The organism is Salinimicrobium profundisediminis (genome assembly GCF_026241755.1).
In the GTDB taxonomy this organism is placed as follows: Bacteria; Bacteroidota; Bacteroidia; order Flavobacteriales; family Flavobacteriaceae; genus Salinimicrobium; species Salinimicrobium profundisediminis.
The window spans coordinates 1-19873 of the sequence record NZ_JAPJDA010000015.1 but is presented as its reverse complement, the minus strand read 5'-3'; the positions used below and the strand labels follow the sequence as shown (position 1 = coordinate 19873).

Annotated in this window: 20 protein-coding genes; 6 read left to right on the top strand and 14 right to left on the bottom strand. The window is 42.7% G+C overall.

Annotated features, from left to right (window positions below; genetic code table 11):
* Window positions 1-107: 107 nt before the first annotated feature.
* Window positions 108-1028 carry a DUF6427 family protein gene (locus OQ279_RS10160; protein ID WP_266069761.1) on the bottom strand — a complete coding sequence of 307 codons (921 nt, stop codon included), beginning with the start codon at window positions 1026-1028 and terminating at the stop codon, window positions 108-110.
* Window positions 1029-1068: 40 nt separating this feature from the next.
* Here OQ279_RS10160 and OQ279_RS10155 point away from each other — a divergent pair, with 40 nt between their 5' ends.
* Window positions 1069-1299: a DUF6341 family protein gene (locus tag OQ279_RS10155; RefSeq protein WP_266069760.1), complete on the top strand. Its 231-nt coding sequence runs from the start codon at window positions 1069-1071 to the stop codon at window positions 1297-1299.
* Here the strand turns inward: OQ279_RS10155 and purD are convergent.
* On the bottom strand, window positions 1296-2567 hold the full coding sequence (gene purD, locus OQ279_RS10150) for a phosphoribosylamine--glycine ligase (RefSeq protein ID WP_266069759.1): 1272 nt from the start codon (window positions 2565-2567) through the stop codon (window positions 1296-1298). The two genes, OQ279_RS10155 and purD, sit on opposite strands and share 4 nt — an antisense overlap.
* Window positions 2568-2657: 90 nt before the next feature.
* Here purD and OQ279_RS10145 point away from each other — a divergent pair, with 90 nt between their 5' ends.
* Complete coding sequence (locus OQ279_RS10145) at window positions 2658-3965, top strand: phenylacetate--CoA ligase family protein (protein ID WP_266069757.1); 1308 nt, start codon at window positions 2658-2660, stop codon at window positions 3963-3965.
* Here OQ279_RS10145 and OQ279_RS10140 read toward each other — a convergent pair.
* Together OQ279_RS10140 and OQ279_RS10135 are read right to left on the bottom strand one after the other, a co-directional pair.
* On the bottom strand, window positions 3954-4733 hold the full coding sequence (locus OQ279_RS10140; protein ID WP_266069755.1) for a glycosyltransferase family 2 protein: 780 nt from the start codon (window positions 4731-4733) through the stop codon (window positions 3954-3956). The genes OQ279_RS10145 and OQ279_RS10140 overlap by 12 nt on opposite strands.
* 63 nt (window positions 4734-4796) lie before the next feature.
* Window positions 4797-5786 carry a UDP-glucuronic acid decarboxylase family protein gene (locus tag OQ279_RS10135; RefSeq protein ID WP_266069753.1) on the bottom strand — a complete coding sequence of 330 codons (990 nt, stop codon included), beginning with the start codon at window positions 5784-5786 and terminating at the stop codon, window positions 4797-4799.
* Window positions 5787-5961: 175 nt separating this feature from the next.
* Here OQ279_RS10135 and OQ279_RS10130 point away from each other — a divergent pair, with 175 nt between their 5' ends.
* Window positions 5962-6621, top strand: a complete 660-nt coding sequence (locus OQ279_RS10130; protein ID WP_266069752.1) for an SRPBCC family protein — start codon at window positions 5962-5964, stop codon at window positions 6619-6621.
* Here the strand turns inward: OQ279_RS10130 and rfbD are convergent.
* Genes rfbD through OQ279_RS10095 form a run of 7 tightly spaced genes read right to left on the bottom strand, consistent with a single transcriptional unit; the run spans window position 6609 to window position 13990 of the window.
* The gene (gene rfbD, locus OQ279_RS10125) at window positions 6609-7451 is read right to left on the bottom strand and encodes a dTDP-4-dehydrorhamnose reductase (protein ID WP_266069751.1); all 843 of its coding nucleotides are present in this window, start codon (window positions 7449-7451) and stop codon (window positions 6609-6611) included. The genes OQ279_RS10130 and rfbD overlap by 13 nt on opposite strands.
* Window positions 7448-7996, bottom strand: coding sequence for a dTDP-4-dehydrorhamnose 3,5-epimerase (gene rfbC, locus OQ279_RS10120; RefSeq protein WP_266069749.1), 549 nt, complete (start codon window positions 7994-7996; stop codon window positions 7448-7450). The genes rfbD and rfbC overlap by 4 nt, the downstream gene beginning before the upstream one ends.
* Window position 7997: 1 nt before the next feature.
* On the bottom strand, window positions 7998-8855 hold the full coding sequence (rfbA, locus tag OQ279_RS10115; protein WP_266069748.1) for a glucose-1-phosphate thymidylyltransferase RfbA: 858 nt from the start codon (window positions 8853-8855) through the stop codon (window positions 7998-8000).
* Window positions 8852-9871: a dTDP-glucose 4,6-dehydratase gene (gene rfbB / locus OQ279_RS10110; protein ID WP_266069747.1), complete on the bottom strand. Its 1020-nt coding sequence runs from the start codon at window positions 9869-9871 to the stop codon at window positions 8852-8854. The genes rfbA and rfbB overlap by 4 nt, the downstream gene beginning before the upstream one ends.
* Window positions 9872-11608, bottom strand: coding sequence for a DUF6909 family protein (locus OQ279_RS10105; protein WP_266069746.1), 1737 nt, complete (start codon window positions 11606-11608; stop codon window positions 9872-9874). It lies immediately after the preceding gene.
* Window positions 11609-11612: 4 nt separating this feature from the next.
* Complete coding sequence (locus OQ279_RS10100; protein WP_266069744.1) at window positions 11613-13115, bottom strand: GH3 auxin-responsive promoter family protein; 1503 nt, start codon at window positions 13113-13115, stop codon at window positions 11613-11615.
* A 5-nt stretch (window positions 13116-13120) separates the two neighbouring features.
* Window positions 13121-13990: a M23 family metallopeptidase gene (locus tag OQ279_RS10095; RefSeq protein WP_266069743.1), complete on the bottom strand. Its 870-nt coding sequence runs from the start codon at window positions 13988-13990 to the stop codon at window positions 13121-13123.
* A gap of 110 nt (window positions 13991-14100) precedes the next feature.
* Here OQ279_RS10095 and tatA point away from each other — a divergent pair, with 110 nt between their 5' ends.
* Window positions 14101-14298, top strand: a complete 198-nt coding sequence (tatA, locus tag OQ279_RS10090) for a twin-arginine translocase TatA/TatE family subunit (protein WP_266069742.1) — start codon at window positions 14101-14103, stop codon at window positions 14296-14298.
* A 65-nt stretch (window positions 14299-14363) separates the two neighbouring features.
* Here the strand turns inward: tatA and OQ279_RS10085 are convergent, their stop codons facing one another.
* Genes OQ279_RS10085 through OQ279_RS10075 form a run of 3 tightly spaced genes read right to left on the bottom strand, consistent with a single transcriptional unit; the run spans window position 14364 to window position 18172 of the window.
* Window positions 14364-15338: a DUF4837 family protein gene (locus OQ279_RS10085; RefSeq protein ID WP_266069741.1), complete on the bottom strand. Its 975-nt coding sequence runs from the start codon at window positions 15336-15338 to the stop codon at window positions 14364-14366.
* A 22-nt stretch (window positions 15339-15360) separates the two neighbouring features.
* Window positions 15361-16932, bottom strand: coding sequence for a lytic transglycosylase domain-containing protein (locus OQ279_RS10080; RefSeq protein WP_266069740.1), 1572 nt, complete (start codon window positions 16930-16932; stop codon window positions 15361-15363).
* A 55-nt stretch (window positions 16933-16987) separates the two neighbouring features.
* A complete protein-coding gene (locus tag OQ279_RS10075) occupies window positions 16988-18172 on the bottom strand; it encodes a phosphoglycerate kinase (protein WP_266069739.1) in 1185 nt (394 codons plus the stop codon).
* 70 nt (window positions 18173-18242) lie between these two features.
* Between OQ279_RS10075 and OQ279_RS10070 the strand changes: the two genes are divergently transcribed.
* Together OQ279_RS10070 and OQ279_RS10065 are read left to right on the top strand one after the other, a co-directional pair.
* The gene (locus OQ279_RS10070) at window positions 18243-19391 is read left to right on the top strand and encodes a DNA polymerase III subunit (protein ID WP_266069738.1); all 1149 of its coding nucleotides are present in this window, start codon (window positions 18243-18245) and stop codon (window positions 19389-19391) included.
* A gap of 6 nt (window positions 19392-19397) precedes the next feature.
* Window positions 19398-19796: a DoxX family protein gene (locus tag OQ279_RS10065; protein WP_266069737.1), complete on the top strand. Its 399-nt coding sequence runs from the start codon at window positions 19398-19400 to the stop codon at window positions 19794-19796.
* The last annotated feature ends 77 nt before the right edge of the window (window positions 19797-19873 follow it).

Here is a 19873-nt window from a genome sequence, read left to right as displayed (position 1 = left end):
GAAATTTTAGAGGTTCTTCGGAAGAAAAACCACCGATTAACAATTCTGGCAAAGGTACCGGATTTTTAGATTTTTTGAAGGGTGATTTTCAATCTTCTGAAGCTTTGTTACAGCAGCAGAAGCAGCACGGGCAGCAGGATTATGGTGAGAAACAACATTTCTTTGAACCACTGGTCTTTCATACTTTGAAAGTAATTGGTTACCATAATTGCTAATGGCGCGAAGAAAAACATCAATTCACTGCCATTTTTGGTAGGTGCCAGGACCCCAACAGTTAAAGCCACCCCGGCACAAAGTAAAATTATGAACAGGGAAGATTTGGCGTTGGCACTGGCTTTTTGAATGATAAGAACATAGAAAAAAGATGACCACAGGGTAAGCGCAAAGAGAAAAGCCGAAGGAATGAGAAGGGACAGATTGCGGTATTGCTCAAAATCGAGGTTAATTGCCTGGGTCCAGTCGGCCAGGGTGTAGAAGGTGTCGGTAATTAAAAGATCTACACTTGTAACAATGGAGAGCAGTGCCAGAAGGGCCGCCACCGGCACCAGCCAGTTTTTAAACCTGTGCCCCACATGTACCAGAAGGCCAAAGTAGACCACGAATAAGAAAAGAATGCTCCAAAAATAAAAGAGCGATGCTACCCCTATCCAGAAAGTTGCATCAAAGATTTTTTTCACTGTTTCACGCTGTGATTTAAGAGACAGGATGCGGCGCAGCGCAAGGAGTAGAAATAAATTGGCTATTATAACATCATTGTTTTGCAATGCAGCGCTAAACATGCAAAGAAAACCTGCAAACAAAATACTTTTATAGGCATTTCGCCCCGTAAGCTCATTTCTTCCCGAAATAAAATTGAGAATAAAAACACTCAGCACCAGTATCAGGAACATTCCTACCTCCTGCCAAATGACCCAAAAAGGCGCTGAAAACAGTGCCTGCAGGTTAGCAAAAAGATAAAAAATAAAGATGTACACGGCCACTACAATGAAGTTAATAGGCCTTGAATTGCTAAAAAAGCTTGTTAGCATTAGGGTTTTTTATATTTTTGTGGAGTTAAATATAGCTACTATGAAGGATTTTTTCGAGGGGATACAGACCATTTTTGAAGATTACCTGTTCGCACCGTTCAACGGGCTTGCCAATTTAGAGCTGGATAGCTGGTGGTTGGCAAACGCTGTAAACTGGATCTTTATGTTAATTGCGGCAGCAGCTTTTATTTACTGGATGTTGCAGCTAAAGAAATTCAACGACCGTAACGAGGAAAAGCGCGAAACCAGCGCCCATTCTTTCCTGGGCTAGAGGTCAAAACCTATATCCTTCCTAAAATACATCTTATCAAAATGAAGTTTTTCGGCATTTTGATAAGATTTTTTTATGGCCTCCCGGAAATCTTTTCCAAAAGAGGTGATAGCGATAACACGGCCACCATTGGTTAAGACCTTTCCATCTTTTTCTACAGTTCCTGCGTGAAAAACGATTGATCCGTCGATGTCATTAAGACCGGTAATTTCTTTTCCCTTTTCGTAATCTTCAGGATATCCGCCAGATACCAGCATTAAAGTAGCTGCAGCTTCTTCCTTCACTTTAAGCTCAATTTCACTCAGTTTCCCTTCAGAAATTTTCTGAAATACCTCAACAAGATCAGACTCTACGCGGGGTAATACAACCTCTGTTTCGGGATCACCCATTCTTACGTTGTATTCAATCACATAAGGCTCTTCTCCAACTTTAATAAGACCAATAAAAACAAAACCTTTATAGTCAATATCTTCGGCTTCAAGCCCGGCAATAGTCGGTTTTACAATCCTCTCTTCAACCTTCTGCATAAAAACCTCATCGGCAAAAGGAACGGGAGAAATTGCACCCATTCCGCCGGTATTCAGGCCTGTGTCTCCTTCGCCAATACGCTTATAATCCTTTGCTGTTGGCAGGATCTTATAATTCTTTCCATCGGTAAGTACAAAAACACTGAGCTCAATCCCGTCCAGGAATTCTTCGATCACCACGGTATTTCCGGCAGATCCAAATTTATTTTGGGTGAGCATATTTTCCAGTTCATTCTGTGCTTCTTCAAGGGAATTCAGGATCAGGACACCTTTTCCGGCAGCAAGACCATCAGCTTTTAGCACGTACGGTGGCTTGAGGGTGGTAAGAAATTCCTTTCCGGCGGCAAGACTTTCTTTAGTAAAGCTCTCATACGCCGCAGTAGGAATGTTGTGCATGGCCATAAACTCCTTGGCTCTCTCTTTACTTCCTTCCAGCAAGGCACCTCTCTTTGACGGGCCAATTACCGCTACCTGCTTCAATTGCTCATCCTGCCTGAAAAAATCAACGATACCATTAACCAGGGGATCTTCTGGCCCCACCACCATCATCTCAATTTTTTCCCTTAGCACCAGCTCTTTTACAGCTTCAAAATCATTGACACTCACCGCTACATTTGTAGCTATAGCCGAGGTGCCGGCGTTACCGGGTGCTATAAAGAGTTTATCGCAGTGACTGCTTTGAGATAGTTGATGTGCGAAAGTATGTTCGCGGCCTCCTGAACCAAGGATGAGAATATTCATAGGTGTATGTTTTCTTTCTTGGCTCAAAAATAATTGTTTGTAAATTGAAGCGCTAACTAATTGGCGTAAAAAACAATTTTAATTTCAACTTTGAACTGGTTCAGCCTCTCCTTACAACTCAACCGTTTTCCTATAAAGAAGGCTAAAAAAGTCCTGGAAGAGATCCGGAATATTCCGGAGGAAGAATATAAAACCTATGTTGGGGAAAGAAAAAGAGAAATTGTTGAACACCATTTAAAGCACAATCCATTTTACCGCGATTTCTTCGGAAGCAGTGAATTCAACACCTGGGAAGAGGTGCCGGTAATGCAGAAGAAAGACCTGCAACGACCTCTTAAAGAACGCTTCATCAAAGGTTTTAACGCCGGGAACAGCTATGTTGGAAAGACTTCCGGCTCCAGCGGTCATCCTTTCATTTTTGCCAAAGACAAATTTTGCCACGCCCTCTCGTGGGCCGAATTTTACGACCGTTACCGCTGGTACAATATTGATCTCGACAAATCTTTACAGGCCCGCTTCTACGGAATTCCCTTTGACCAGTATGGCTATTTCAAAGAACGGCTAAAAGATTACTTTGGCAGGAGATACCGGTTTCCCATTTTCAATCTCAATGATAAAAAAATGGAAGAATTCCTGCTGAAGTTTCAGAAAAGGCCTTTTGAATACATAAACGGCTACACCAGCTCTATCCTGCTCTTTGCAAAATTCCTTCAGAAAAAGAACCTGGTTCTAAAGAATATTTGTCCCAGCCTGAGGCTTTGCATTGTCACCAGCGAAATGTTGTTTGAGGAAGACAGGAAACTTATGGAAAAGACCTTTGGGATACCAATTGTTAATGAATACGGCGCGAGTGAACTGGGGCTGCTGGCATTTCAGAATAATGCAGGGGAATTGGTGCTCAACAGCGAAACCCTTTTTGTGGAAATTCTGGACGAGACAGGCAAAGCCGTAGCCCCGGGCGAAGAGGGACGTATCGTCATTACCTCGCTCTACAACAAAGCGCATCCTTTTATTCGATACGACATTGGCGACAGCGGTGCTCTTGCTGAAAACTCAAGTGTCAAAAAGGGCATTTTGAAGAAACTTTTAGGAAGGACAAATGATGTTGCCTTTTTACCGAGCGGAAAAGTAGTACCCGGCCTAACTTTCTATTACGTCACCAAAACTGTGATTGAAAACAGCGGAAATATCAAAGAATTTATTGTGCAGCAGACTGCTCCCGGCTCTTTTAAAGTGATTTATGTTTCTGAAGATGAATTAAAGCCGCCTCAAAAGAAAAAGATCGAAGCTGCTATGGAAACTTATCTCGAAAAAGGGTTAAACCTCAGCTTTGAACATAAACTGCTGCTCGACCGAAGCAAAAGAGGAAAGCTGAAGCAGTTTGAATCACTTGTGTAAGGAGACTTTCTGTTTCTGTTTCACAAAAAGTTGCTCCCACAGGAACAATACCATCCAAAAAAGGCTTTTTACAGCAGAATACTTGAGCACCTCCCTGTAAACCTTATAGTTATACCCAAGCATTTCCATTTTGTTTTGGGAAATTGAACCCCTGCGTTCCCGGTAGATGGCGAGCGGCTCCTTAATTCCTTTGGCGCCACCTGCTTTTCTCACTGCCAACAGCCAAAGGCCCCAATCCTGTCTTTTCCTGATAAGCGGGCAATAGATCTTCCCCAGCGATCGGGCATCATAGATTCCAGTGAGGTTGCCAATATAATTTGCTTTCTTAAGCTTTGAAAAAGTGAGGGTTTTGAGTGCCTTTATTTGTTTATTCAGCCTTTCACCGTCTTCGTTCATGAGTTCATAGCTGCCATAGCAAACCCTTACTTGCTCCTCCTGCATCAGTTTAAGCTGCTTTTCCAGCTTTTGGGGCTTCCAGAGGTCATCGGCATCCAGAAAGGAGATGAAATCTCCTGTAGCCGCTTTTATGCCAATATTTCGGGCAAAACCGGCGCCCTGGTTTGTGGGCAGTACGTGCAGTTTAATGCGGTCATCTTCGGCAATGAAACCTTCAGTAATTTTTGAAGTAGCATCATGCGAGGCATCGTCAATTACCAGCAATTCCCAGTTAGAATGGGTTTGCTGCTGTACAGAGCGAATACTTTCAGCAATAAAACCGGCAGCATTATAGGCCGGCATGATGACAGAAACCAAAGACTTTTTCTTCATTTTCAGGTTTTAGCCATTATAAAAATTCCTGCGGAACAGCCAAAACATAAGGCCTCAAAAATGCTATTTTCGGATATGTTTTGAGAAGTCTTTATGTTCACTTCTATAGAGTTCTTCCTCACTAAGATCTTTAAAATATTCGTAGGTCTTTTTCATCCCTTCGCTACGTGACACTTGGGGCTCCCAGCCCAAAACCTCTTTAGCTTTAGAAATATCGGGCTGCCGCTGCATAGGGTCATCTTCGGGCAAGGGTTTGTATATGATCTTTTGATCTGTTCCTGTCAACCTGATGATTTCTTCAGCAAAATCTTTAATTGTGATCTCATGCGGGTTTCCAATATTCACGGGATAGGCATAGTCACTTAGCAACAGCCTGTATATTCCCTCTACCTGGTCATCTACATAGCAAAAAGACCTGGTTTGTGAACCATCTCCGAAGACAGTAAGATCTTCTCCCCTTAAAGCCTGGCCGATAAATGCAGGGATCACACGCCCGTCGTTTAACCTCATTCTGGGCCCATAGGTATTAAAGATTCGCACTATCCTTGTCTCGAGTCCGTGAAAACGGTGATAGGCCATGGTAATAGATTCCTGAAATCTTTTAGCTTCATCATATACGCCGCGGGGGCCAATAGTGTTCACGTTGCCGTAGTATTCTTCGGTTTGGGGATGTACCAGCGGGTCTCCGTAAACTTCCGAAGTAGAAGCAATAAGGATCCTCGCCTTTTTAACCATGGCGAGCCCTAAAAGGTTGTGAGTTCCCAAAGAGCCCACTTTTAGGGTTTGGATAGGGATCTTAAGGTAATCTATGGGACTGGCAGGAGATGCAAAATGCAAAATATAGTCCAGATCTCCCGGTACATGCACAAAAGTGGTCACATCATGATGGTAAAACTCAAAATTCTCCAGCTTAAAAAGATGCTCAATGTTTCTTTTGTCACCTGTGATAAGATTGTCCATTCCAATCACATGGTAACCTTCATTTATAAATTTATCACACAGGTGGGAACCCAGAAATCCTGCAGCCCCGGTGATGAGGATTCTTTTCTTCATTGGTTGGTTTTACCCTCGAAAGTAATAAAATTTAAGGGATACAGCTGTTCCTGAAGGTACAGCAGCAGCAGTTAATGTTGTATTTAAGAATAATTTAACCCAATTTAAGCAAAACTGAAACTAAGCATTGCCCGCAATATGAGTAAATTAGGCTAACAACAGAAAATTATTACCTATGAGAAATTTTTTACGACACCTCAACACCAATGTAAGCGATGCCGAAAGAGGGGCTTCCTTCCTGGCAGGAGCCTACTTTCTTTATGATGCATTGGGAAAGGAAAAGAAAAGCGGCATTGAAGCTGTTATTGCCGGTTACCTGCTATACAGGGGGATCTCGGGAAATTGTTTTCTGTATAACGCCATTGGAAAAACCAAACCCGACAATCGCAGTCGTAATGTAAATATTCAGCTGAGTTTAGTAGTGGATAAACCCCGGGAAGAAGTCTATAACTTTTGGCGGAACCTTGAAAACCTTCCGCTGTTCATGGAGCACCTTGAAAGCGTGGAAAGTCTAAACGACAGTATTTCTGTTTGGGAAGCCCATTTACCGGGACATGTTGGAACGCTAAGGTGGAAAAGTGAAATTGTAAAGGAAAGACCTTTTGCACTGCTGGGCTGGCAATCTTTACCGGGTTCATCTATTGAGAATGCCGGAAAAGTAGAATTTCGCGATGCGGGGGAAGGAACAGAGCTACACATTGTGATCTCCTATCACGCCCCTGGTGGAATACCCGGAGAAAGTGCGGCCCGTCTTTTAAATCCTGTTTTTGAAGATATGGTTGAAGAGGATGTACGCCACTTTAAATGGTTCATTGAGAGGGATTACAACTTTTGACAGAGCTTCTTTACGCTCTCCTTCCAGTGAAGAATAGGCAGGTTAAAAACCTGTTGTACCTTTTCTTTATTCAGTACACTGTAAGACGGCCTCACGGCGAGTGTCTGGTAGTCATTGTTTTCAATCAACTCTACATCAGAACCAGTGATGTCAAGGATTTCTTTGGCAAAATCAAACCAAGTGGCCTCTCCCAGATTACTGTAGTGGTACAATCCAAATTTTATCTTGCCTGTTGCAATGATCTCCAGAATAAAAGCAGCAAGATCGTGAGCATTAGTGGGGGTTCCCTTTTGGGAAGTAGTGATATTTAAAGTTTCACCTGCCCTGGCTTTTGACCTGATGGTGTTGAAAAAATTCTTCCCGATTTCTGAATATAACCATGAGGTCCTGAAAATGAGATATCGGTTTGTAGCTTCCTGGATATACTGCTCCCCCAGCAACTTCGATGCACCATAGACATTCAGCGGATCTGTAGCGTCTTCTTCGGAATATGGAGAATCTTTCTTTCCATTAAACACATAATCTGTAGAGATATGAATAAGCGTGCAGCCGGTTTCCTCACAATCTCTGGCAAGATTTCTCACACTTTCAGCATTTAAAAGGTAAGCCATTTCCTGCTCCTTTTCGGCCTGTTCTACATTTGTGTAGGCAGCACAATTGATGCAGATATCAAGTTTCTCCCTGCGCATATAAGCTCCCACGACAGCAAATTGTGAAAGATCGAGATCATCTGAAGTTGTGAAGGTGAAATTGAGATCAGGGTACTTTAGAGAAGCCTCTTTAAAGCATTTTCCCAACTGCCCTCCTGCCCCGGTGACCAAAATTTTCATAGCCCCAGTTCTTTAAAAGTGGGAAGATGAGCATCTTTTTCTGAAAGGATGAGCTCATCTTCAGGAAATTCCCAATCTATATTGAAAGTAGGATCATTGTAATAAACACCGGCATCGGCATCTTTGTGAAAGTACTGGTCACATTTATATGCGAAAACTGATATTTCAGACAGCGTGAGAAAGCCATGTGCAAATCCGGCAGGCACGAAGAGCTGATGATGGTTTTCGTCGCTTAAAACCACTTTAAATGACTTTTTGTAGGTTGGGGAATCTGGCCGAAGATCTACAACAACATCCAGAACCTTCCCCACCACTGTTCGCACCAATTTTGACTGTGCGAATTTTCCCTTCTGAAAATGAAGCCCTCTCAAAACACCTTTTTTGGAAGATGATTGATTGTCCTGCACAAACTCCATTTCCAGGCCTGTTACCTCTTCAAATCTCCTTTGGCTGAAGCTTTCCAGAAACGTGCCGCGGTGATCCCGAAAAACTGAAGGTTTCAGCAAAAAACAATCTTTTAAAGGAGTCTGTTCAATTTCTAACATATTAATCTAATTGTAAAAGGTATTCGCCATACCCGCTTTTTAAAAGAGGCTGGGCCAGCTTATGCAGCTGCTGTTTATCTATATAGCCCATATTATAGGCGGTTTCTTCTATTGCCCCTATCTTCAATCCCTGCCGTTCTTCAATGACCTGCACAAATTGTGAAGCTTTCATGAGGGAATCAAAGGTGCCGGTGTCGAGCCAGGCCGTACCCTTGTCAAGAATGCTTACCTGTAACTTCCCTTTTTGGAGGTAATCGTTGTTCACATCGGTAATCTCAAGTTCTGCCCTGCCCGAAGGTTTTATGCCCCTGGCGATCTCTACCACTTCATTGTCGTAGAAATAGATTCCCGGAACCGCAAAATTTGACCTGGGAGAAGCGGGTTTTTCTTCAATAGATATTACTTTTCCTGTCTCGTCAAAATCAACAACCCCGTAGCGTTTTGGGTCATGCACATGGTAAGCGAAGATCATTCCGCCATTGGGATCACTATTGCTTTGCAGCAGTTTATCGAGCCCCGAACCATAAAAAATATTATCTCCCAGAATAAGAGCCACCTTATCATTACCAATAAAATCGGCTCCAATGATAAAGGCTTCGGCAAGCCCCCTCGGCTCATCCTGCACTGCGTATTGAAATTCGCATCCATACCGGCTTCCATCCCCCAACAATTCCCTGAACAAAGGCAGATCTTTTGGGGTGGAAATGATAAGGATCTCTCTAATCCCCGCCATCATCAAAGTAGAGAGCGGATAATAGATCATTGGCTTATCATACACCGGCATTAACTGCTTGCTCACTGCAAGCGTTAAAGGGTGCAGCCTTGTTCCCGATCCTCCTGCCAGTATTATGCCTTTCATGCACTGTATTTTTCCAGGTACCAACGTACCGTTTTTTCTATACCCGATTCAAAGTTCTCAGCGGCTTTCCAACCCAGTTGTGATTCAAGTTTTGTAGCATCTATAGCATAACGCTGGTCGTGCCCCGGCCTGTCTTTCACAAAAGTGATTAGCTGGGTGTAACTTTCGCCGTTTTCACGAGGCACCAGTTTATCAAGAATTTCAGAAATCTTCTGGGCAATATAAATGTTCTCACGTTCATTGCGGCCACCAATGTTATAAGTCTCCCCAAATTTGCCATTTTTGAGTACCAGGTTGATGCCTTTGCAATGATCTAAAACGTATAACCAGTCCCTCACATTCTTGCCGTCTCCATAAATGGGAATAGGTTCTTCTTTTAGGGCTGTTCGAATAATAGTAGGAATCAGTTTTTCATCGTGTTGATGAGGCCCGTAATTATTAGAGCAGTTGGTTGTTAAAACAGGCATTCCGTAGGTATGGAAATAACTGCGCACCAAAAAATCTGAAGCTGCTTTTGAAGCCGAATACGGACTATTTGGCGCATACGGAGTTTCTTCTGTAAACAATCCTTCAGCTCCCAATGTGCCATAGACCTCATCGGTTGAAACGTGAAGGAATTTGGCATCGTTGTACTCTTCCTTCAGTTCAAATGGGCCATCCATCCAAAGATTATAGGCAGTTTGCAGCAGGTTGAAAGTTCCGTTGATGTTTGTTTCAACGAAGGCCGCAGGATTCAAGATTGAATTATCTACATGAGATTCGGCTGCAAAATTTATCACCCTCGAAAAATGGTATTTTTCGAACAGGTTTTTTACCAGCTCCTTGTCTCTAATATCCCCTTTTATGAAGGTGTAGTTCTCGTGCCCCTCTATCTCCAGGTTGTCGAGACTTCCGGCGTAAGTGAGTAGATCGAGGTTGACAATATGGGTGTCTTTATCCTCAATAAAGAGATTGATATAATTAGAACCTATAAAACCGGCTCCACCTGTAACCAGAGTGTATTTCTTATCGTTCATTTATGCTTTCTCTTTTTTAGGTTCTTTCTCTTTTTCGGATATCTTCGGAACTTCGAAAATTTGTTCCAGTATTTTTTCAGTAATAAGATAGGTCGGTTTTACGCCGGTAGTTCCAAGACCGCCTGAAGCCAGTGTACTTCCTGTTTCCAGCGGGTTATCTGAAGCATAATAGGCATATCTTACCTTCACATCTTCACTGATGTTCTTACGTAATCTTGCCGCAGCCTGCACCGCTTTTTGATAATGTGCACCTTCCATCTCCAGCCCTACCACGTTCCATGTAGATTCGTGGAAGAACTTCAAAATATCCTTGTTCTGAAGCGATGTTCCTAAAACCGTGATCATTGAACCATCGCACACGTGTATTCCGTTACCTTCAAGATCTTCTTTGGTAAGCTCGTTATGAAACGGATAATTATCGGCGGTACCTTCAAAGAGGTGGGCGGTTGGGATCATGATGTCACCCTTACCTCCTACAAGAATTCCGGCTTTCCCCATGATAGAGATTGAGGCAACATTCAGGTGAATATTACCGTGTTCGGACTGGTAAGGCTTCAGCATTTCATCCATGGTTTCGTAAGCCTGCTCTCCAAATGCGTAATCCATCACCATGATCACCGGCTTATCCTCATCCTTTACCTTGCTACCACTCTTGAATTTTGGATTTACGAGCGACATCCGGGCAGTATCAAACACCTGGACATCAATGTTGGCACCACTGGTATCTTCAATAAAAACCATCCCTTCAGCAACAGCATTTTTCATCACTTTCATTCTTAGCTGCCCATTGGCGTTGTTGCTAAGATCTTCATAGATTCCGAAGAGCGATTTTTTCTTGAGCTCAGGTTTTAAAGCTTCCGAAGCATAAAGCGTATTCATCACGCTGTGCATGTTTGCACTTATGATGTGCAAAGGACGGTTCATCAGGTTTTTCTCCAGAAGGACTTCCTTTACCTTATTTGCCCAAATTTCCCCGTGAATGTGATGCCCCAGGCGTTCTCTAAGCACAGGGCTAAAGGTCACGATACGTTTGTTGTTGTTGAGCATTTCATCTAACGCCAGTTTCCCCAAGTAATAAATGATGTGCAAAAATCTCTCGGGGCTGGTTGAGGTGCTAAAAAGGGGATAAATTGTGGTCACTTCCCTAAAGGTGCGACCAAGAATATTTGCTGTGTGAGTAAGCGCTACTTCACGCTGCGCCTGGGTTAAAGGTTCCTTTTGAGTTACCGCAACCTCCAGTTTTTGCCAGTCACGAGATACTTCTCCTTCTTCATCAATAAGCACCCGCCTCATGATCTTGTGAGACTCAATGAAAAGGAAAGTGAGGTGAGTAAGAATATCATAAATTTCTGACCGCCCACGGGTGATCTCGATATTCATTTGCTCCTCATCGATCCTGTAGCAGTTTCTGCGCCTTTTTGGCGGAACGATAGGTTTAAAGTGAGAGTTACCGTAACCTTCATCGCTGGTGAGATTGATGAAGCGACATTCTTCAAGGCCAAGCGGAAGCCTGTCCATGACATATAAGAGTCCGTTAAGCTCCACTTTTTCTTCGGCTACAGAGCCATATATTTCGGGACGAAGAATCAAAAGAGCTTCGCGCAAGGTTTCCCCCGAAACGCCCATAGGCTTATAGAATCCCCTGTTAAAAAGGTGACGCATTGTAATATACATGCGTTCTATAGCGTTGGAGCTTTCCTGTGCTCTTGTACGTCCCTGTAATTTTAAATTACCCATAATTTTATTTGCTGTTTTTTATATTTTCCAAAACTTCGGCAATCTTGCGATCGTTGGAAAGTCTTGGTAATTTGTTTTGCCCGCCCAGTTTTCCAATGGATTTCATGTATTGCTGAAAACCATTTGTGGGAACAGTGCTGATTTTTAATTGCTGAAGGATCTTGCCTTCTATCAAATCGAGATAATAGGAATTTTGCTGCTGAAGAGATTTGTCTAATGCTACTGCAAAAGTATCTAAATCTTTGGGTTCTTCCTCAAATTCAATAAACCATTCGTGGTACGGCAGTTGATCTCCTTCGGGAGTGATTTGTGGTGCTACTGTGAATTCGCTGATCTGGATGCCTGTGCCGGCCGTGGCTTCCTGCATGGCCTGCTCTACTTCTTTGGCAATCACGTGTTCTCCAAAAGCCGAAATAAAATGCTTTATTCTTCCTGAAACGATCACCCTGTATGGTGCCAGAGAGGTAAACTGAATGGTATCTCCCAGGTCGTAAGCCCAAAGACCTGCCGTGGTAGAAATGATCATCACGTAGTTAATTCCCAGCTCCACTTCCCCAATGGTGTACCGCCGCGGATTTCCAGAATAGAATTCATCAGCCTTAATAAACTCGTAGAAGATGCCTGAATCCAGCAATAGTAACATCCCCTTTTCATCCTGCCTGTCCTGATATGCAAAAAAGCCTTCAGAAGCAGGAAAAAGTTCAATACTATCAACCCTTCGGCCAATTAAACTTTCAAATTTTGCACGGTAAGGTTCAAAGTTGACTCCGCCGTAAATGAACAGGTTGAAATTAGGAAAGATATCTCCCACCTTTTTGCCTGTGCGCGCCTGCAGCCTTTCAAAATACATTTGTACCCAGGAAGGGATCCCGCTAATAACGGTCATATCCTCCTTTACAGTTTCATCTACTATAGCTTCAACCTTTGTTTCCCAGTCTTCAATAGTATTTGTCTCCCAGGAAGGCATACGGTTGCGTTGCAGGTAGCCGGGAACGTAATGAGCCGCAATTCCGGAGAGCCTGCCCAGTTTCACACCGTTTTTCTCATCAAGCTCGGGGCTTCCCTGGAGAAAGATCATTTTTCCATCTACAAAATCGGCTTTTCCGGTGTCATTGATGTAGCACAAAATCGCATTTCGTGCTGCATCGATATGTGTAGGCATAGATTCTTTGGTCAACGGAATATATTTCGCTCCACTTGTAGTACCTGAGGTCTTGGCAAAGTAGATAGGTTTCCCTGGCCATAGAATATCTTTCTCGCCCGCAACCACCTTTTCTACATAAGGTTTTAGCTCTTCATAATCTCTTACCGGCACACGAGCGGCATACTCGCGGTAGCTGGAGATATTCTTAAATCCGTGATCTTTTCCAAACTCGGTGTCCGCTGCCTTCTTTAAGAGCTGCTCAAAAACCCTTTTTTGAGTCTCTACCGGCTTTGTGGCCCAGGAATCAATTTGGCGCCGAATGTAGGCTGCGAATATTTTAGCTGCAAATGATTTTACTGACATACTTTTTATTCAAAATCTATAAAATCTGTGGGGTTTACAGGGCGGCCTTCGCTCCAAAGTTCAAAATGCAGGTGCGGGCCGGTAGAATACTCACCCGTAGAACCTGCCGTGGCCACCACTTCTCCTTTTAACACTCTATCTCCCTGCTCTTTGGTGAGGGAAGAGTTGTGTTTGTAAATAGAGATAAGACCATAGCTGTGTTCTATAATAATGACGTTCCCTGTCTCTGCAGTCCAGCCCGAAAAAATGACAGTACCATCGGCTACAGCTTTCACGGGAGCGTTATGTGACGCTACAATGTCTACCCCAAAGTGCTTATCCTTGATATTATATCCTTCCGAAAAAGGGCCTTTTAGAGGCGGAAATAATGCGTAGTTGGCACGACTGGTAGCGGTCTCGAGAAAGTTATATTTATCTTCCTGCACTACGGTTTCCCGAAGCAGGCTATCTTCTTTTGAAGGTTTTAGATCTACCTCATCTGCGCTTAACCGGTGAGCTTCCATAAGTGAATCCCTATTGAACTCTGCGGGTTTAACATCTCCAGAGAGCACGCGTTTTATAGATGCCAGGTATTGGTTATTTAACTCAACCACAGTCTGGAGGGAATCGGTTTTATAGGCAAGGTTCAAAGCTCTTTGTTGGAGTTCGGTAGAAGAATAACCGGGAATATACTCTCTTAGCCCGGTAAATGCAATAAGCACTGTGGTGCCCGCAATTAGCAGAATTGCTGAAAGGGTTACTACCACAAACACGTTAAGGCGGGTAAGTTTAAAAGACAATTTTTCTTCAAATGTGTCTTCATTGAGAATAACAAGCCTGTACTTATGCAGAAGCTTTTGCCTGAAATTTCTTTTATGTTCGGTGTTCTTTGTCATATTTAATGCCTTAGGCAAAGATATATAAAGATATTTACAGAGGTTTTATACCCTCATAAACAAATGGATTAAAGTTTTATTACTAACTTTGCAACATTAAATTGATTATTATGAGTGCAGTTTTTATACCATTGCAGATTGGAGCACCACAAATCATATTAATTGTGATCGTTGTGTTGTTGTTGTTTGGAGGAAGAAAAATCCCTGAACTGATGAGAGGATTGGGTAGCGGAATTAAAGAATTTAAAGACGCTTCAAAAGATGATACTCCTACCAGCAAACCCGAAGAGGACAAAAAGAGATTATAATTTTTCTTTCAATAGGAATAAAAAACCCAACTTGCGTTGGGTTTTTTTGTTTTCTACCTTATTGGTTATTTTATCTCTGCCGATTTGAGGATGGCTTCAAGCTCCATCATGTTTTCCCTCTTTTGGGCCGATGGTGAAAAGGCAAATCCTTCTAAAATTACGTACCTGTCATTTTCTTCATCCAGAACAGCGTAATTAATAAATGGGCCTCCCATAAAATCTCCTTTTACTTCCCAGATCCCTTTAGACTCCCAGGCAAACTTTCCGTCAATTTGAGATTCAAAAAGATAGGGAGCATAAGCAGATTCTGTTACCATATAGCTGCCATCAACTCTTCCGGGAATATGGACTTGCCCTATAGAATCACGCATCTCAATGATATTGCCCACTATATTGGTATCCTTTTCAATGACATGCCTTGGCACTTCATACACGAGAATTTCCATACTGCCGGTAGGAATATCTTTTCTGATCCAGAAAAAATCATCGGTTTCCTTGGCGTATCGGTATGCTGTGGGGAACTTTAGAGAAACACCCAGCTGCTCTTCAAGCTTTTCATCACTTTTAAGGGATTTCCTGATGCGGCGCTGCTGCTCGGCAAGTTCTGTTTTCTTAAAGGTTGAAATGATCTTTTCAGCATTTTCATCAATTAGGGAAATGATTTGCTCATTATCCTCCCCTGTGATAAGGATGCCTTTTTGTGGCCTTGCATAAGCGTCATCGGCCATTTTTATTCCAGGTTCCTGTCCTTTTTGAATATGTAAAAATATCCTGTTCTTCCTTGCAAAACCCTGGTAAGCTTCAGGTGGCATCTGGCTTAGGGAGAATAATGGTTCTTCTTGCGGCAACCCATCTACCGGGGCAGCAAGGTAACGCCGTACAGCCTCTCCAACCTCACCCGTCCACAGGTCGTTTTCCATGACCACTGTGAGGTTGTTGATCTTTCCGGAGGAACTGGCAATCACTACTGGATCTTCTTTACCATTACCACATCCGGTTAAAACAAAAAGAACGGAAAAAAAAGCGAAAAAATTTTTCATAGATCGAATTTAAGCGGGACTATTACCCGTCTGAGAGTTTTAATTTCATTCCGGGTTTCAACCGGTTGCTGTTCATATTATTCAGGCTCTTTATTTGTTTTACAGTAACCCCCGGAAATTTCTTCGAAATGCTCCAAAGAGAATCCCCTTGTTTTACAGTATATATTCTGGAGGAAGAGGAATTTTCGGCTGTAGCCGAATTTTTCCGTGGGTAAATAAGCAGTCTTTGTCCTATTCTAAGGTTATTGCTCCTCAAGTTGTTCCACTGCTTGATCTGGCTTACCCCTACTCCATACCTTTCGGCAATCTTCCCGAGGTAATCACCCCTTCGCACCCGGTATCTCACTGTAGATTCGGGTTGTATTAGCTGTGGTAGCGCTTCTTCTTTCTTTTCTTCAAGCGCCTGTGTATACCCATAGATTGCTTCCTCATTATTTACAAAAAGTCCGGTCCTGTTTCTGGGCAGGCGCAGGCTATATTTTTCATCTTCCACAAAAGGAATGACGTCAAGTTTATAACTTGGATTGAGGAACTGCAACATTTCCTTTTCCACTCCTGTCACCTGTGAAATTTGCTCAAAAGTGAGCATTTTCCTGGGATGAATAGTATCGGTCTCAAAATATGTAGTTCGGGGGTGAGGAGGCTGAAAACCATGTTCTTCGGCATATTCAAAAATGTACATAGTAGCCAGGAAGGCGGGCACATACCCTGCTGTTTCACGTGGAAGATAAGGCCGAAGATTCCAGTAATTGGTAGAACCTCCACTACGCCTTATTGCCTTGGAAACATTTCCCGGCCCTGAATTGTAGGAGGCCAGAACCAGATCCCAGTCTTCAAAAACCCGGTAAAGTGTAGAAAGATATTCAGCAGCAGCTTCGGTAGACATAATTGGGTCCATTCGTTCATCTACATAGGAGCTTACATCAAGCCCGTGCATTTTTCCTGTTGCAAACATGAACTGCCAAAGCCCTGTTGCACCCACGCGTGATCTCGCACGAGGATTAAGGGCAGATTCTACAATAGCAAGATATTTTATTTCCAGCGGGATATTGTACAGATCCAGCTTCTGCTCAAAAAGGGGAAAATAATAGGTGCTTAAAGCCATTAAGCGCTCCATTCCCTTCTTGTTTCTCTTGAGGTAGGATTTGATTACATTCTCAAGCAAAGGGTTGTATTCAACGTTAAAAGGGGTTTTAGCATTTAGCTTTTGCAGCCTTAACTTCAAAGTATCGGTGGGAAGATCATCAAAAACTACTTCATTGTATTCCTGGTTTAGAAGAGAGTCTTTCAAATCTATATATAAACTGGATTCGAACAACTCCTGCTGCCATAGAGAGTCTATAGTGGCTGCTCCTGGGTCGTCTAAAAGGGCAAATATAAGAGAGTCTTTGATGATCTTGTGCACCGGTACCTTATTAGCAAGGTCTACATCATCACTATCTAGTAAAAGGAAGAAGTCCTGTTCGGGAAGCCTTATGGTATCGCCCGTTTCTTTGTTCTCCTGTCCATCCACATTCTTTTTCCCTTCTTTTTTGTCCTGGGCAAAAGCAGCTACAGACATGAGTAGCATTAAAAATGGCAAAATTTGTTTCATCCTAAAGTCATTTCTTCAAAAAACAGTACTTTTTTCCTTCAATTATCGTACCTCTTTATTTTTTTAACGCTTCAATTCCCGGTAAACTTTTTCCTTCCAGCATTTCGAGCATAGCTCCCCCACCGGTAGAAACGTAGCTTACCTGGTCTTCAAGACCAAATTGTTTAACTGCGGCAACAGAGTCACCTCCACCTACAAGTGAGAAGGCTCCTTTTTTTGTAGCTGCGGCAATATGCTCGCCTACAGCAATAGTTCCTTTTGCAAATGCCTGCATTTCAAAAACTCCCATTGGGCCGTTCCACAAGATGGTTTTAGACTCTTCAAGAATTTGTCCGTACTTCTTCACTGTGTCAGGGCCTATATCAAGTCCCATCCATCCTTCAGGAATTTCATCAACCGAAACTATTTTGGTATCGGCTTCTTCCGAAAAAGAATCGGCTATTACCGCATCAACAGGCAAATGGATTTTCACTCCCTTTTCTTCAGCTTTTCTAAGGATCTCCAGCGCCAGTTCAAGCTTATCATTCTCAACAAGAGAATCGCCAATAGTACCGCCTTTTGCCTTAGTAAAAGTATAAGTCATTCCGCCGCCAATAATCAGGTGGTCAATTTTGTCAAGAATATTTTCAATAACTGTGATCTTGGTAGATACTTTGGCTCCCCCCAATACTGCAGTTACAGGTTTTTCTGAACTCCCCAAAACCTTTTCAAGACTGTCTATCTCTTTACCTAGCAGGGCGCCCACACATTTATCTTCAAAATAATTAGCCACGATAGTAGTAGAAGCGTGAGCACGGTGTGCTGTTCCAAAGGCATCATTTACATAAATGTCTCCAAGAGTAGATAATTTCCTCGAGAATTCTTCATCTCCCTTTTCTTCTTCAGCATGGAATCTAAGATTCTCCAGTAACAGTACTTCTCCCGGTTTAAGGTCTTTTGCAGCTTGCTGTGCCTTTTCGCCTACACATTCATCTACAAACTTCACTTCTACACCAAGAATTTCTGAAACTTTCTTCACAATATGCTGTAGGGAATTCTTTTTATCAACACCTTTTGGTCGCCCCAGGTGAGACATAAGAATAGCGCTGCCGCCATCTTTCAAAATTTTATCTATGGTTGGTTTTGCACCTTCAATACGACTGGTGTCACCAACTTCCTGTTGCTCGTTAAGCGGAACATTGAAATCTACCCTTATCAGGGCTTTTTTATCCTTAAAATTATAATCATTAATGGTTTTCATACAGCTGATTTTAGCTTAAATTAAATAATTCTCTAAGATATAAAAGTGTGAAGAAATTATATCTTTGCTTATGCTATTTTCTGAAGTTTTAGGCCTTCCGCACATAAAGAATCACCTTACCACAACGGTAGATAACAACCGGATTCCTCATGCCCAGTTATTTGTAGGTGCTTCGGGGAGTGGAACTCTCCCCATGGCCATTGCCTATGCACAATACATATTGTGCCAAAACACCGGTGCCGAGAATAATACCGGAAATGAATCCTGTAACCTGAAAATGAACAGGCTGGCACATCCCGATCTCCATTTTGCCTACCCCGTAGCCAACAATGACAAGGTAAAGAAAAATGCCGTTTCTTCTCATTTTACAGAAGAATGGCGGCAATTTGTACAACAGGAACCGTTTGGGAACCTTTTTGACTGGTACCAAAAGCTGGGAATTGAGAATAAACAAGGTAAAATAGGCGTAGATGAGGCGCAGGATATCGTAAAATCGCTCTCGCTTAAGTCATATGAAGGTGGCTATAAGGTCATGATCATATGGATGGCCGAGAAGATGAATGACAGTTGCGCCAACAAACTGCTGAAGCTCATAGAAGAACCGCCTCAAAAAACCCTTTTTCTACTTATTACTGAAGAAGAAGAGAGCATCATCCAAACCATCAGGTCCCGGTGTCAAGTCCTTCATTTTCCACCCCTTAATGAGGCAGTGATTGCCGAAGGTCTTGTGCAAAGGGAACAGTGTGATCGTGCTAAAGCATTGACCATTTCTCACAGGGCTAATGGAAATTACAATAACGCCCTTCACATTCTCAAGCAGCATTCGGGTGACGAACAGTTTGAAGAGTGGTTCATTTCGTGGGTGAGAACTGCTTTTAAAGCCAGGGGAGATAAAACTGCACTCGCCGATCTACTCGCCTGGAGCGAAATGATAGCAGGAACAGGAAGGGAAGTACAAAAGAAATTCCTTATCTTTTGTATGGATTTCTTCAGGCAGGCGCTCATGTATAACTATAAGGCAAAAGATCTCGTTTTTTTGGAGCCTCAAACCAGCGGATTCAAATTAGAGAAATTTGCCCCCTTCATCACCGGAAACAACATTACAGGGATCTCAAAAGAACTCGAGGACGCCATGTACCACATAGAAAGAAACGGAAATGCCAAGATCATCCTCACCGACCTTTCTATAAAACTCACCCGACTCATTCATAAAAACTAGTTTATTATGGACAATTTCATCCCGAACATCCCGGTATACTTGATACTTATATTTACCATCATCACCTTTTTACAATCGGGTCTTGATAAATTGTTCAACTGGAGTGGCAATTATGAATGGCTTACCGGGCACTTTAAAGGTACATTTATGGGAGGTATGGTTTCCCTGCTACTGGGCATCATCCTGGTCCTGGAAATTATTGTAGGCTTCGCAGCCTTAGCAGGAATCTTTACCTTATATGTGAATAATGACCCCAGCCTTGCCTTATGGTCCCTCAGCCTTGCCGCAATCACGCTATTAATGCTCTTATTCGGCCAACGGGTGGCAAACGATTATGCCGGTGCCTTTACAATTGTGGGATACTTTATGGTCATAATCTTCGGAATTTTTCTCATCACCGCATAAAAAAGAGGCTGTCTGAAAAGTAATTTTTAGGCGGCTTTTTTGTTGGTAGATATTTAAAGGAGTGGTTTTTTCACCTG